This window comes from Phormidium tenue FACHB-1050 (assembly GCF_014696925.1).
Lineage (GTDB): Bacteria > Cyanobacteriota > Cyanobacteriia > Pseudanabaenales > Pseudanabaenaceae > Pseudanabaena.
In genome coordinates this window covers 1-15,521 of the sequence record NZ_JACJQY010000050.1, presented here as the reverse complement: position 1 = coordinate 15,521, position 15,521 = coordinate 1, and the positions used below count along the sequence as shown (strand labels likewise).

Genomic DNA, 15,521 nt, shown 5'->3' with positions numbered 1-15,521 from the left:
AGCCCGCCACTACAAATTTTGGTTTTAATTAATTTTCATTCCTTAGCTAGTACAAACCAAAACCCAAGAATCGAGTGGCGGCGCTTCGCGCCGCCACTCGATTCTTGGGTTTTATATCCTAAGCAAAACTTGCTTTGCTATAAATCTTTTTTGCGATGAAACATCCCTTTCTGTTATTAAATTTGTAACCAACCCTATTTTTGCCCTGACTACATTTATGCTAAATAGCTAGATGAAATACGAGGTTTCGGCTATGAAGAATATGGCGATTGGGGTGGCAATGTTAACTTTTTTATCTTGCTTGCCATTGCAGATTGTGATCAGTGAAAGCATTCAAGCTCAAACAGCAGTAGATCGCCAAGCTGAAGCAGATCGGCTTTTAGAAAGAGGAAACCAGTTAAATCGAGTTAGCCAATTTCGAGAAGCATTGCGAGTATTTGAGAAATCGCTACAGATTTATCGTGAAATCAAAAATCTTAAAGGTGAAGGGAATGCACTCAACAATATTGGCAATACATATAACTCACTGGGAAATTATCCAAAATCAATTGAATATCATCAGCAGTCGCTAGCTGTTGCTAAAAAACTTGGCGATCGCGATAATCAAGGAAATTCCTTAGGGAATTTAGGCAATGTCTACTATGCGATCGGACAGTACACTAAGGCTATTGAGTACCATGAACAGGCTTTGGCTCTTAAACAACAAATCGGCGATCGCTACGGTGAAGGACGTTCGCTAGGCAATCTTGGCAATGCCTACAATCTGCTTGGACAGTATAACAAAGCCGTTGAATACTATCAGAAGTGTTTGCCGATTTTGAGAGAAATCGACGATCGCGACGGAGAATCAGATTTGTATATTGCCCTTGGTATTGCCTATGATGGACTTGGTAAGTATCAAACTGCCATTGAGCAATATCAGAAATCTTTAGCCATCAAAAAGGAAATCGGCGATCGCAATGGTGAAGCTGATGCCTTGAATACTCTTGGTGCAGCCTATAGCGTTCTTGGCGAGAATCAAAAGGCAATTGATTATTATCAGCAATCATTAGATCTCAAAAAGCAAGTAGGCGCTCGGAGTGGCGAAGCCGACGCTCTCAATAACCTTGGCAATGTGTACAATACCCTTAAACAATATCCCAAAGCGATCGGATATTTTCAACAAGCCTTAGTGATTGCTCGGCAAATCGGCTATCGTAATACAGAAGGACGCGCCCTCAATAATCTTGGTGGAGCTTATCGTTCTCTGGGAGATACTCAAACAGCGATCGTCAATTACCAACAAGCTCTAGAAATTGCCAAACAAATAGGTGATCGTGATGGAGAAAGCGGTTCACTCAACAGTTTAGCGATCGCCTACAATTCACTCGGACAATTTCAAAAAGCAATTGATTATTACCAGCAATCTTTGGCTGTTGCTATCCAAATTAGTAATCGGGCTGGGGAGGGACGTTTATTAAATAATCTTGGTATTTTCTTCTCCCAACAAAATCAACCCGAACTAGCGATTCTTTTTTATAAGCGATCGATTAATGTTCGAGAATCTATTCGCAAAAATATTAGTGGACTCAGCAAAGAATCTCAGAAATCATATCTATCGACTATTGAGAAATCCTATCGCCGTCTGGCTGACCTCTTGCTAACCCAAGGACGGGTTATGGAAGCATTGCAAGTTATTGATTTGTTAAAAGTTCAAGAGCTAGAAGACTATCTCAAAAACATCAAGGGAACTGATCGCACATCTCAGGGAGTAAGGCTTTTAGAAGTCGAGAAAGCTTTTATGAAGAATTTCTCAGTGATTAATTTTGAGCAGATGTCTGAGTTAAACAGCAAATTAGCTAATCAGATTCAACAAATCCCTAAATCAGAACTTAATAAAGTGCCTGACTATCTCCAGAAAATCCCCCAAGGCACAGTCCTATTTTATCCACTCATTCTGGAAAATCGTCTAGAATTGGTGCTTTTTTCTCAGGGAAATCTACCAATTAGTCGTACTGTAAATATCACACAAGATGAGCTAAAGACTTTAATTGAAGAGTTCAAAGTAGAATTGCTAGATCTTAGTTCTGAAGACTTTAAGGAGCCTGCATCAAAGCTTTATAACATCTTGATTAAACCAATCGAATCAGAACTGAAGCAAGCGAAAGCGGATACAATTCTCTATGCTCCTGACGGGATGTTGCGCTATGTTCCCCTTTCGGCTTTATACGATCCAGAGGCTAACGATGGTAAACATTGGTTAATTGAAAAATATCGCATCAGCTATCTCATCGCCTATAGTCTGAGTGACTTTACTCCTAAATCAAAGGCTGAATTCAGTGTTCTCGCTGGTGCATTTGGGGGCAAAGGCGGTGAGAGAAGATTTGGGCAGTCAGGATTGCCTGCCACGATTAAAGAAGTCCAAACGATCGCTAGTTCCTTTCAGGACTCAGTTACACTTCAAGAGGAAAAGTTTAGCCGCCAAGCTGTGGAGGCTCTACTTGAAAATCATAATATTATCCACTTGGCAACCCATGCTGAGTTTAATGTTGGTGCGCCTGAAACCTCATTTATCGTTTTTGGTAACGGTGACAAAATTAGACTAAATGAAATTAGTGATTGGCAACTCCCAAATGTTGAGCTAATCATCCTCAGTGCTTGTCAGACAGGAGTGGGCAAACTGGGCGATGGGGTGGAGATTTTAGGTTTTGGCTATCAAGTTAAAAAGGCTGGTGCAAAATCAGCGATCGCCTCCCTCTGGAAAGTCGATGATGTTGGTACACAAGTCTTAATGGAAGCCTTTTATAGAGAAATACAAAAGGATGATGTGTCTATTGCTGAGGCTTTACGCCGAGCGCAAGTATCACTGATCAAATCACCACAATACAACCATCCCAATTATTGGTCAGCCTTTTTTGTGCTTGGGAGTGGTTCCTAAAAATGTATGGCTGTCGCCAGTCTGGACATAAACCCCAGAAGTGAATGGCGGCGTAGAGCTGCACTATTCACTTCTGGGGTTTGGATTTCGCTATACAATTATTTAGTAACTTCAAAGGTGATGTTATGGCTTCACGGTTATATGCGATCGCAATTTTTGCTTTAACTGGGTTTGTGGGATTAGCTACTGATCTAACTTTCACACCTATACTTACCCAAGCCCAGCCCATGCAATCTCGCAAATTTGAAGCAGATCGTCTGTTCAATCAAGGGCTGCAACAAGCTCAATTGAGTCAGTTCCATGAAGCCTTGCAATTTGCCGAACAAGCATTACAGATTTACCAAGAAATCGGTGACTATCCCAGTCAAGCTAATACTCAACTTTTGATTGGTAATGTCTACTTAATTTTTGGTCAATACGATAACGCCATTAATACTTTCAGCAAAAGTCTGGAAATTGCTAAGCAATTGGGAATTCCTAATTTAGAAGTGAAACTTCTCAACAATTTAGGAGCTGCTTATTTTGCTTTAGGACAATATCAAAAGGCTATTGACCAGCATCAAAGGGGACTAGCCCTTGCTCGTAACCTAGCCGATCGCCAAGGTGAAAGTCTGATTCTTGGGCTATTAGGTAATGACTACGTGGCTCTGGGGCAATATCAAAAAGCTTTAGACTTCTATCAACAATACCTAGCAGCGACCAAAGATATCCGCGATCGTCAAGGAGAAGCCTATGCACTGGGCAATATTGGTAACACCTACGCCTATTTAGGTCAGTACCAAAAAGCTGTAGACTGGCTCCAGCAAAGCTTAACTCTGGTCAGAGCGATCGGCGATCGCCGTGGAGAAGGCAAGGCTCTGGAAAATCTCGGTAATGCCTATGCCTATTTAAGCAAATACCAGCAAGCGATTGAGGTTTATCAACAGGCTCTAGTAATCTATCAGCAAATCGGCGATCGCAATGGAGAAGCAACGGCTTTAGGTAATCTGGGCAATGCATTTAATGCGATCGGGCAACATCAAAAAGCCATTGATTATTTGCAGCAGACCTTAGAGATTGTCCAAACTATTAAAGATCGTCAAGCGGAAGGTGCAACATTAGGGAATCTGGGTAATGCTTACTATGCGCTCAAACAATATGAAAAGGCTCTAGATTTATATCGGCAGCACCTTGTAGTTGTCCGCCAAATAGGTGAACGCAAAGGTGAAGCAAATGCCAATGCTGCGATTGCGGCTACCCTAGTTAATCTCAATCAGACTAGCTTAGCGATCGCCTTCTATAAGTCTTCCATTGGGATTACAGAATCCATCCGTAAAGATATTCGGAGTCTAGGTAAAGAAGATCGTCAATCCTATTTACAAACAGTCGCCGATCGCTATCGCCATCTCGCAGATCTCCTGCTCAATCAAGGGCGTGTTATTGAAGCTCTCCAAGTTCTAGATTTACTCAAAGTCCAAGAACTAGAAGACTATCTCAAAAACATTAAGGGTAATGACCGAACTGCCCAAGGCGTGAGGATGTTAGAGCCAGAGAAATCTACTAGCGATAAGCTATTAGCGGTTAGCTTTGAGAATAGTCATGAAATTAACAGCCAACTTGCTAGCAAAATCCAACAGCTTCCCAAATCAGAGATCAATCGAGTTCCTGATTATCTAAAACAAATCCCCCAAGGCAAGGTCTTACTTTATCCTCTAATTTTACGCGATCGCTTAGAGTTAATCCTCTTCTCTAACAACAATATTCCCGTTAATCGTACTGTTGAAATCTCTCAAGAAAAACTAGAAAAATTAATTGCTGAATATAGAAGTGGACTCCTTGATGCTGGCTCTGAAGATGTCCAAGAATCTGCGAGAGAACTATACAATTTGTTGATTAAACCTGTCGAAACTGAACTTGCACAAGCCAAAGCGGAAACAATTCTCTACGCAACCGATGGAAAATTGCGATATGTTCCTTTAGCGGCGCTATACGATGGCAAGCAGTGGCTAATCGAAAAATATCGAGTCAGTAATCTGATTGCCTATATTCTCTCTGACTTTGGGCAACAATCTAAAGCACAGCCTAGCATTCTCGCAGGAGCCTTTGGTGGTAAAGCAGGAGAGCAAAAATTTGGACAAACTGCTTTACCTGCAACCATTAAGGAAGTTCAAGCGATCGCTAATTCTTTCCAAAACTCAGTTACTTTAACTGAAGAAAACTTTAGCCGCCAAGCTATCGAATCAAAATTCAAAAATCACAATATTATCCACCTTGCCACCCATGCGGAGTTTAATATCGGTAGCCCAGAGAATTCCTTCATTATTTTTGGCAATGGCGACAAAATCCGTCTCAATGAAATCAACGATTGGAAAATCCCGAATGTAGATCTAATTGTCCTAAGTGCCTGTCAGACAGGAGTTGGGAAGCTTGGAGATGGAGTAGAGATTTTGGGTTTTGGCTATCAAGTCCAGAAAGCAGGTGCAAAACAAGCGATCGCCTCGCTCTGGAAGGTTGATGATGCTGGTACACAGACTTTGATGGCAGCGTTTTATAAAGAGTTACAAAAAGGTGATGTCACTATTGCCGAAGCTTTACGCCGAGCGCAAATATCACTCATTCGTTCTCAAGCCTATGATCATCCTAATTACTGGTCAGCATTTTTTGCGATCGGCAATGGATTTTAGACAGTATTTACTGCCATCATCACGACATAAAAACTGTTTCCTTGACTAAACTATCTGGATGAATTGCCAGAGTCTGAGTCATTGAGTTTGGGACTTGTAAAGTTGATCGTTGCGCCCAAGAAGGAAAGCATAGCCTTAGCCCATCAGTTAGCTGAACGGGTGGGGCAAGGCGATCGCGAGAGGATGATAGAATTTATTGAGACAGTTTTGCTGTATAAGTTTCCCCAAGTGATTCGAGAGGAGGTTGAGGCGATGTTTACGTTAGGTGATCTCAAGAAAACAAGGGGTTTAGCATTTGCGCCACAATATTCAAACTCCTCACAAAAAATCTCGATCTGCAAATGCTAAACCCTCTTTGCTCTCGCCGATCGCTTGTCTCTGCGTTGTGAGGTTTGGGCGAAGCATTACCGTTTGGATGTTGTGGTGAAATGCCTAAATGGTGGCGGTAATGCTTCGCCCCTACGGGACTTTGTTTGTTTCTGATGAATGCTTAAAAGAATCGGGGAGATGGGGTTACAAGAAAATTTAGTGATATATTGGCTGTGCGGATCGTAGAATTTGGGATGTAATCGCGCCCAAAAGCCCCAAAAATCCCCCACTTTTGCCTTTTGCCTTTCTACTTTTTCCTTGTCAAATTATGATGCCCCATCGCAAGAAATCATCGAAACTCGCTCACTTTTACCTTTTGCCTTTTGCTCTTTGCCTTGTTGGTGGGGCTGAGGTAGTGCAAGCGCAAGTAAGACGAGAGGGTAATGCGGAGATAGCTCAGAAAGTACCAGATGATGGTGATATTCCCATCGATATGTCTGATGATGGAGATATCCCTATATCTCCATCGAACGGAGATATTCCTATTAGAATTCCATCTTTAGTAATTCCTGATACCTCGCAAATAATTCAATCTCGCAAAGCTGAAGCAGATCGACTATTACAGCAGGGAAGTGAAAGGAGAAGGGCTAATGACTATAACAATTCAATTCAACTTGATTTGAAGGCTTTAGCTATCTGTCAAGAAATTAGATACTCTGAATGTAAGGTTGATGCTTTTAACGGTCTTGGACTTGCTTATGATTCGCTTGGGCAATACGAAAAGGCGATTGAATATTATCTACAAAGTCTAAAAATCTCAAGAGAAATCAAAAATCGCCTTGCTGAGGGAAATGTGCTGGGAAATCTGGGAATTGCTTACTATTCTCTCGGCAAATATGACAAAGCAATTGAGTTTCAGTTGCAAAGCTTATCAGTTTCTAGGGAAATCAAAGATCGACGGGGAGAGGGACAGTCACTCGGAAATCTGGCAAATGCTTATAATTCTCTCGGCAAATATGACAAAGCAATTGAGTTTCAGTTGCAAAGTTTAGCGATCGCAAGGGAAATCAAAGATCGACAGGGTGAGGGAAATGCGCTCGGAAATCTAGGCAGTGCCTACAGTAATCTTGGACAATATCAAAAGGCAATTGATTTTTATCAGCAGTCACTAGTGATCGATAAAGAATCAGGGGATCGCAAAGGTGAAGCAATTGCAATCAATAATCTAGGCAGTGCCTACAGTAATCTTGGACAATATCAAAAGGCAATTGAATTCTATGATCGGTCATTAGAAGTCTTTATGCAAATTAGTGATCGCAAAGGTGAAGCATCTTCGCTTAATAATCTAGGCAATGCCTATAACAGTCTTGGGCAATATCAAAGAGCAATTGAATCCCATCAGCAGTCCCTAGCAATTTCAAGGCAAATTGGCGATCAGAATGGTGTATCAAATTCTCTAAATAATCTAGGCAATGCCTACAGTAATCTTGGACAATATCAAAAAGCAATTGACTTCAGTCAGCAATCATTAGAAATCAAAAGGCAGATTGGCGATCGCAAAGGTGAATCAAATTCTCTAAATAATCTAGGCAATGCCTATGATAGACTCGGACAATACCAAAAAGCAATTGATTTCTATCAGCAGTCTCTTGGAATCGACAGGCAAATTGGCAATCTTAGAGGGGAAGGGAATTCTTTAAGTAATCTAGCTAGTACTTACTATAGACTTGGACAATACCAAAAAGCAATTGACTTCAGTCAGCAGTCATTAGCTATTAAAAGGCAAATCGGTGACCGCGAGGGTGAATCAAGTTCTCTAAATAATCTCGGACTTGCCTATGAAAACCTTGGACAATACCAAAAAGCAATTGACTTCCATCAGCAGTCATTAGCAATCACAAGGCAAATTGGTAACCGCAAGGGTGAATCAACTTCTCTAGGTAATCTCGGAGAAGCTTACAGGAAAATTGGAAAATATCAAAAAGCAATTGATTTTTATCAGCAGTCTCTAACAATCACAAAGCAAATCGGTAACCGTGAGGGTGAAGGAGCTTTACTCGGTAATCTTGGGATTGTTCATGACAGCTTTGGACAATCCCAGAAGGCAATTGACTTTTACCAGCAGTCATTAGAAATCTTCAAACAAATCGGCGATCTCAATGGTCAGGCATCTTTGCTCTCTAATCTCGGTATTGCCTATAATATGATTGGACAAACTCAAAAAGCAATTAATTTTTATCAGCAATCCTTAGAAATTTTTAAGAAAATAGGCGATCGTGAGCGTGAAGGATTGTCTCTCAATAATCTAGGTGTTGCCTTCAAAGCTCTGAACCAGATAGAACTAGCAATTCTCTTTTACAAGCAATCGATCAACGTCCGCGAAGCAATCCGCAAAGATATCAAAAAACTCGACAAAGACCTCCAACAATCCTATTTAGCCACAGTCGAAAAGACCTACCGCGACCTCGCCGACACCCTCCTTCAACAAAACCGCATCATCGAAGCCCTGCAAGTCCTCGACCTCCTCAAAGTCCAAGAACTCGAAGACTACCTCAAAAATATCAAAGGCAGCGACAGATCCGCACAGGGAGTCAGACTATTAGCACCAGAGTTAGCTCTTAGCGATAAGCTGCTAGCGGTTAGCTTTGATAATGCTCCAGAACTTAATCGACAACTTGCAAATCAAATCCAGCAACTTCCCAAAACCGAAATCAACAAAGTTCCTGACTATCTCAATCAAATCCCAATGGGAACAGTACTACTCTATCCATTTATTTTAGGCGATCGCCTCGAAATCATCCTCTTCTCCCCCAACAACCTCCCCATCCGCCGCACCACCAAAATCTCCCAAGCTCAACTAGAAACCTTAATTGTTGATTTTAGGACAGGACTCCTTGATCCTAGTTCCGAAGACTTCAGAGAGCCATCACTTCAACTCTATAACCTCCTGATTAAACCCATCGAAGCCGAACTCGTTCAATTCAACACCAAAACAATTCTCTATGCACCCGATGGACAACTACGCTACATTCCCATCGCCGCACTCTACGATGGCAAACAATTGTTAGTTGAGAAATACCAGATTAGCAACCTCATTGCCTACACCCTCTCCGACTTTACACCCCAACCCCAAAATCCACCCAACATCCTCGCAGGAGCCTTTGGCGGTAAAGCTGGAGAGAAAAAATTTGGACAAACAGCCTTACCCGCAACCGTTAAAGAAGTTCAAGCGATCGCCAACTCTTTCCAAAACTCAGTCACCCTCATCGAAGAACAATTTAGTCGTAAAGCCATTGAGTCCAAATTTAAAAACCATAATATTCTCCATCTTGCCACCCATGCCGAATTTAACACTGGTGCGCCAGACAACTCCTTCATCATCTTCGGCAATGGCGACAAAATCCGCCTCAATGAAATCACCGACTGGCAGATTCCGAACATCGATTTGATTATCTTGAGTGCCTGTCAGACAGGAGTAGGCAAACTCGGCAGTGGTGTAGAAATCTTAGGATTTGGCTATCAAGTCCAAAAGGCTGGCGCAAAACAAGCGATCGCTTCTCTCTGGTCAGTAAAAGATGATGAAACAGGTGTGCTGATGTCAGCTTTTTATGCAGAACTACGCAAAGGTGATGTCACTGTCACCGAAGCATTGCGACGCGCTCAGATGTCACTGATCAAATCAAAGAATTACAATCATCCCTTCTACTGGTCAGCATTCTTTGCGATCGGCAATGGATTGTAGATTTGACGGATACGGTTTAGGACATCTGTTGTTAAGCTGGATTGAGTTTTGTAATTCAGGACAAAGTGGCGGCTATGGATAAACATCTGGGTTCGGCAGGACAAATCGCCTTAATCACTTTTTTAGCTTGCCTTCCTGTGCAGATCGCTCTTAGCGATCGCAGCTTTGCCCAAGCCACCATCGACCGCAAAGCCCAAGCCACACAGTTACTAGAACAGGGAACCCAGCTATATCTCCAAAAGAAATATCCTGAAGCAATCGCCACTTGGCAAAAGTCCCTAGAGTTATTTCGAGTTCTCAAAAGCCCCATAGATGAAGCGCGGCTCCTTGGTAACATCGGACTAGCCCATAACTATCTCGGACAGTACCAACAAGCGATCGCCTTTCACGAGCAGTCTCTAGCAATCAGAACGCAAATTAACGACCGTCAAGGACAAAGTAATTCCTATAACAATCTGGGGCTTGCCTATGCCGCCTTAAGACAGTACGACAAGGCGATTGACTTTTACAAGCAAGCCCTAACTATTCGGCAGCAAATTGGCGATCGCAATAATGAGAGAACTACTCTTGGGGGATTAATTGGGATTTATCAAGCTCTAGGCAAATACCAAGAAAATATTTCCTTATATGAACGGGTCGTTACCGTTTCTAGAGAATTAGGCGATCGGCAAAATGAAGCCAATGCCTTATCAAATCTAGGACTTACTTATTATTCGTTACAGAAATATCCACAGGCGATTGAATTCTATCAACAGTCTTTAGTGATTTTTAAACAGCTTAAGGATCAAATTGGTGAAAGCACAACCATCATTAATTTGGCGGTAGCTTACAAAAACTTAGGGCAATATCAGTCAGCAATTACTGCATTACAGGAAGGCTTAGCAATCGCTAAGCAAATTGGTAATCTCTATAATCAATCATCCGCACTTAACAATTTAGGCAACACCTATGTCAATCTTGGTCAGTATCCAAAAGCGATTGAATTTTTACAACAGGATTTGATCATCAAAAAACAACTTGGCGATCGCAATGGTGAAAGCTCAACCCTGAATAATATGGGTAATGCCTACTATTTTTTGGGGCAGTACCAAAAGTCCATTGGTCTATTTGAACAAGCCTTAGCGATCGCCAAACAATATAAGAATATGCTTGCAGAAGGTAATGCTTTGGGAAATTTGGGGCTTGCCTATGGTTCTCTAGGGCAGTATCAAAAATCCTTAGAATTTCATCAGCAGGCGGTAGAAATTTCTAAGCGCATCGGAGATTTCCAAGGTGTCAGTAATTCTCTAAGTAATATTGGTTTGGTCTATAGCAATCTTGGTCAATACCAAAAGTCCATTGAATTTCATCAACAGGCTCTAGTCATTGCGAAACGTATTGGAGATCGCCGCAGTGAAAGCGGTACATTAGGGAACTTAGGGAATGCCTATAGCAGCCTCGGTGACTATGCCAAAGCGATCGACTTCCATGAAAAATCTTTAGCAATTGCTAAAGAGATTGGCGATCGCAATGGAGAAGGAACTTTATTGGGCAACCTTGGAGGGAATTACTACTATTTAGGACAGTACCAAAAAGCAATTAATTTTTATCAGCAATCTCTAACGGTCTTAAAACAAATCGGCGATCGCAATGGTGAAGCCAATATGTTAGGCAATTTAGGATTGGTGTACAGTAACTTAGGGCAGTACCAAAAAGCGCTCGACTTCTTTCAGCCCGCCTTAACCATTTTTCAAACTATTGGCGATCGTAGTGGTGAAGGTAATACTCTTAACAATCTTGGCATTGCCTATCGCAGTTTAAAACAGTATCAGAAGGCAACAGAATCCTATCAGCAAGCCTTGATCATCGCTAGACAAATTGGTAATCGTAACGGCGAAGGTAACGCTCTCAATAACTTGGGACTGATTTACAACGATATTGGTAAGCACCAAGAAAGCATCAACTTCTTTGTCAAAGCTCTAGAAATAGCTCAACAAATTAGTAATCGTAAAGATGAAGGGAATGCCCTGAGCTACCTAGGAGTTGCCTACGGTGCGCTCAAAAAACCTCAAGAGTCCCTTGACTTCTATCAAAAAGCTTTAGCAGTCTCTAGAAAAATTGGCAATCGTGAAGGCGAAAGGGAAATTCTCAATAATCTAGGAGCCTTGCTAGCCTATCAAGCCCAACCTGAAGCGGCGATCGTCTTCTATAAACAATCAATTAATGTTACGGAGTCCATTCGCAAAGATATCAAGAGCTTAGGTAAAGAAGAACAAAAGACTTATTTAAATACCGTAGCCCAAACCTACCGTCGTCTCGCTGATTTACTGCTTCAGCAAGGAAGAGTAATGGAAGCCTTACAAATTATCGATCTGCTCAAAATCCAAGAGTTAGAAGACTATTTCAAAAATGTTAAAGGGAATGAGCGAACTGCGGAGGGAATTAGAATTTTAGCGCCAGAGCAAGCAGTTAGCTCACAGCTATTAGCAATGAACTTTGATAAAATCCCTGAGCTTAATCGTCAGCTAGCCCAGCAGATCCAACAACTGCCTAAGTCAGAGATCAACAAGGTTCCTGAGTATTTGCAAAAGCTACCCCAAGGAGTCGTATTAATTTATCCTTTAAGTCTGAGCGATCGCCTAGAATTAATTCTCTTTTCTGCCAACAATCTACCGATTAGCCGTACTAGCAAAATATCCCAAGCTAAACTCGAAGAATTAATCATTGATTTTAAAACAGGATTATTAGATGCGGGTTCTGAGGATGTGCTAGAACCAGCGACAGAACTATATAACTTGTTGATTAAACCAATCGAAAAGGAACTCATCCAAAATCTACCGATTAGCCGTACTAGCAAAATATCCCAAGCTAAACTCGAAGAATTAATCATTGATTTTAAAACAGGATTATTAGATGCGGGTTCTGAGGATGTGCTAGAACCAGCGACAGAACTATATAACTTGTTGATTAAACCAATCGAAAAGGAACTCATCCAAGCCAAGGCGCAAACTATTCTCTATGCTCCCGATGGACAATTACGTTATGTTCCCCTTGCCGCGCTCTATGATGGCAAGCAATGGCTAGTTGAGAAGTATCGCCTTAGCAATCTCATCTCCTATAGTCTCAGTGACTTTGTCGCTAAGCCTCAAACCTCACCCAGTATTCTAGCTGGAGCGTTTGGCGGCAAAGGCGATGAGCGCAAATTTGGGCAATCTGGATTGCCAGCTACCCTCAAAGAAGTCCAAGCGATCGCCAATTCTTTCCAAAATTCAACTACGCTCACAGAAGAACAATTTAGCCGCCAAGCAATCGAATCTCGGCTCAAAAATTACAATATTCTGCACCTTGCCACCCATGCCGAATTTAATATTGGTACGCCTGAAAACTCCTTCATCATCTTTGGCAATGGCGATAAAATTGGTTTGAATGAAATTACCGATTGGCAAATTCCTAATGTAGAGTTAATCGTCCTTAGTGCTTGCCAAACTGGGACAGGGAAGTTAGACAATGGGATAGAAATTCTTGGTTTTGGTTATCAAGTCCAGAAGGCAGGTGCAAAACAGGCGATCGCTTCTCTCTGGAAAGTCGATGATGCTGGTACACAGGCTCTGATGGCAGCGTTTTATCAAGAGTTACAAAAAGGTGATGTCACGGTTACAGAAGCATTACGCCGAGCGCAAGTTTCTCTGATTAAATCATCTAACTTCAATCATCCTAATTACTGGTCAGCATTCTTTGCGATCGGTAATGGATTGTAGACAGTATTTACACCATCATCACGACTCGAGCCGCAAATGCTAAACCCTCTTCGCTCTCGCCGATAAATTGTGGCTGCGTTGTGAGGTTTGGGCGTAGCATCACCGTTTGAGGATCTCGATGATATGCGTAGATGGTGGCGGTAATGCTACGCCCCTACGGAGAATTGGTGGATTTTGGTTATGTTTTTTGTAACGATCGCCTGTTTTGGGGAATATCGCTTTATGCTGGCTGGTGTGCTACTGCGGGTTTTGATGTAAATGTGAGGATGTCGGCGATGAATAAGGTGATCGGTATTGTAATGTTGGCTTGTTTGTCTTGTTTGCCGATGTCAATCACAATCATTGAAAGTATCCAAGCTCAAACAACACAAGACTCCAAAGCAGAAGCAACTCGACTATTAAGGCAAGGAAATCAGTTATATCAAGCTAGTCGTTATCGAGAAGCCATTCAAACATGGCAACTAGCTTTAGAAATCTATCGCACAATCAAAGATCGTAAAGGTGAAGCAACTATATTCAATAATTTAGGTACTGCCTACGAAAGCTTTGGACAATATCAGAAAGCCATTGATTTCTATCAACAATCTCTAGCGATCACAACCCAAATCAGCGATCGCAAAGGGGAAGCAATGGCACTCAGTAATTTAGGTGGCGCATACGATAGTCTCGGACAGTATCAGAAAGCAATAGATTTCTATCAGCAAGCCCTAGCGATCCAAAAACAAATTGGTCATCGCTATGGAGAAGCAACGTCACTCAATAATTTGGGATTAGCTTATAACAATATTGGACAGTATCAGAAAGCAATAGAATTTTATCAGCAAGCCTTAGCAATCCAAACGCAAATCGACGATCGTGAAGGGGAATCAATATCACTCAATAATTTAGGACTTGCGTCTGACAATCTTGGTCAGTATCAGAAAGCGGCTCTGGATAGCTAATTAGTGATAGACCGATGAAGTCGTTGATTGGCGAGGCTTTACAAGCAAATCGCAGCTAAAGCCTAGGAGCGCTATCAGGTATAGATTACAGATTGATATCACTAATTAGTGAGCCAGTGCCCAGAAAGCTATTGTTTTTTATCAACAAGCCTTAGCAATCCAAACGCAAATTGGCGATCGCAATGGTGTGGCAAGATCACTCAATAATTTGGGAGCTATATACAAAAATCTAGGGCAATACCAGAAAGCAATAGACTTCTATCAGCAATCCTTAGCGATCAAAAAGCAAATTGGTGATCGTGATGGTGAAGCAACGTCACTCAATAATTTGGGACTTGTATATGACTATCTGGGACAGTACCAGAAGGCAATTGATTTTTATCAGCAGTCCGTAGCGATCGCTAAGCAAATCGGTGAGAGCAGTATTGAAGCAAGATCACTCAATAATTTGGGTGCAGCATATGACAGGCTTGGACAATATCAAAAGGCTATTGACTTCTATCGACAAGCTTTAGAAATGCAGGAGAAAATCGGCGATCGCCAAGGCGAGGCTAAGACACTTAATAATTTGGGTATTGTCTACACAAATCTTAGACAGTATCAAAGAGCAATTAATTTACATCAGCAGTCCTTGGCAATCGAAAAGCAAATTGGCGATCGACAAGGTGAGGCAACATCCCTAAATAATTTGGGTTTCAATTTTAATCAACTTGGTCAGACTGAAATCTCGATTCTCTTTTATAAGCAATCTGTTAATGTATTTGAGTCTATTCGCCAAAGCCTCAAGGAACTTAAAGAAGAAGAACAGCAGTCTTTTACCAATACCATTGCAAGTAGCTATCGCAATCTTGCGGATCTTCTGCTCAAACAAGGACGGATTATGGAAGCCCTCCAAGTCCTCGACCTCCTTAAAGTCCAAGAACTCGAAGATTATCTCAAAAATATCAAAGGTAGTGACAGATCGGTGCAAGGTGTCCAACTTTTAGAACCAGAGAAAGCGATTAGCGATAAGTTGTTAGCGGTTAGCTATGACAATAGCAAAGAAATCAATAGTCAACTTGCTAAACAGATTCAACAACTTCCCAAATCAGAAATCAACAAGATACCCGACTATAGCAATCCTAAATGAGTTGTGAGAAAGTAGAAATCAGGAAAATAATTTTAGAAGAGAAAAACATGACCGAAGAACTGCAAGAATTTATCGAGGCAAAT

General features: G+C 41.6%; 7 protein-coding genes. All 7 read left to right on the top strand.

Annotated features, from left to right (window positions below; all coding sequences use genetic code 11):
* Positions 1 to 232 precede the first annotated feature (232 nt).
* Positions 233 to 2,917: a CHAT domain-containing protein gene (locus H6G05_RS21475; protein WP_190581368.1), complete on the top strand. Its 2,685-nt coding sequence runs from the start codon at positions 233 to 235 to the stop codon at positions 2,915 to 2,917.
* A gap of 125 nt (positions 2,918 to 3,042) precedes the next feature.
* Complete coding sequence (locus tag H6G05_RS21470) at positions 3,043 to 5,580, top strand: CHAT domain-containing protein (protein ID WP_190581366.1); 2,538 nt, start codon at positions 3,043 to 3,045, stop codon at positions 5,578 to 5,580.
* A gap of 63 nt (positions 5,581 to 5,643) precedes the next feature.
* A complete protein-coding gene (locus H6G05_RS21465) occupies positions 5,644 to 5,928 on the top strand; it encodes a DUF2887 domain-containing protein (protein WP_206756223.1) in 285 nt (94 codons plus the stop codon).
* 376 nt (positions 5,929 to 6,304) lie between these two features.
* On the top strand, positions 6,305 to 9,631 hold the full coding sequence (locus H6G05_RS21460) for a CHAT domain-containing protein (protein WP_190581362.1): 3,327 nt from the start codon (positions 6,305 to 6,307) through the stop codon (positions 9,629 to 9,631).
* Positions 9,632 to 9,705: 74 nt separating this feature from the next.
* Positions 9,706 to 13,368: a tetratricopeptide repeat protein gene (locus tag H6G05_RS21455; RefSeq protein WP_190581360.1), complete on the top strand. Its 3,663-nt coding sequence runs from the start codon at positions 9,706 to 9,708 to the stop codon at positions 13,366 to 13,368.
* 143 nt (positions 13,369 to 13,511) lie between these two features.
* On the top strand, positions 13,512 to 14,309 hold the full coding sequence (locus H6G05_RS21450; RefSeq protein ID WP_199310719.1) for a tetratricopeptide repeat protein: 798 nt from the start codon (positions 13,512 to 13,514) through the stop codon (positions 14,307 to 14,309).
* 130 nt (positions 14,310 to 14,439) lie between these two features.
* Entirely contained in the window at positions 14,440 to 15,438 is a 999-nt protein-coding gene (locus H6G05_RS21445; RefSeq protein WP_322096415.1) for a tetratricopeptide repeat protein, read from the top strand.
* Positions 15,439 to 15,521: the final 83 nt, after the last annotated feature.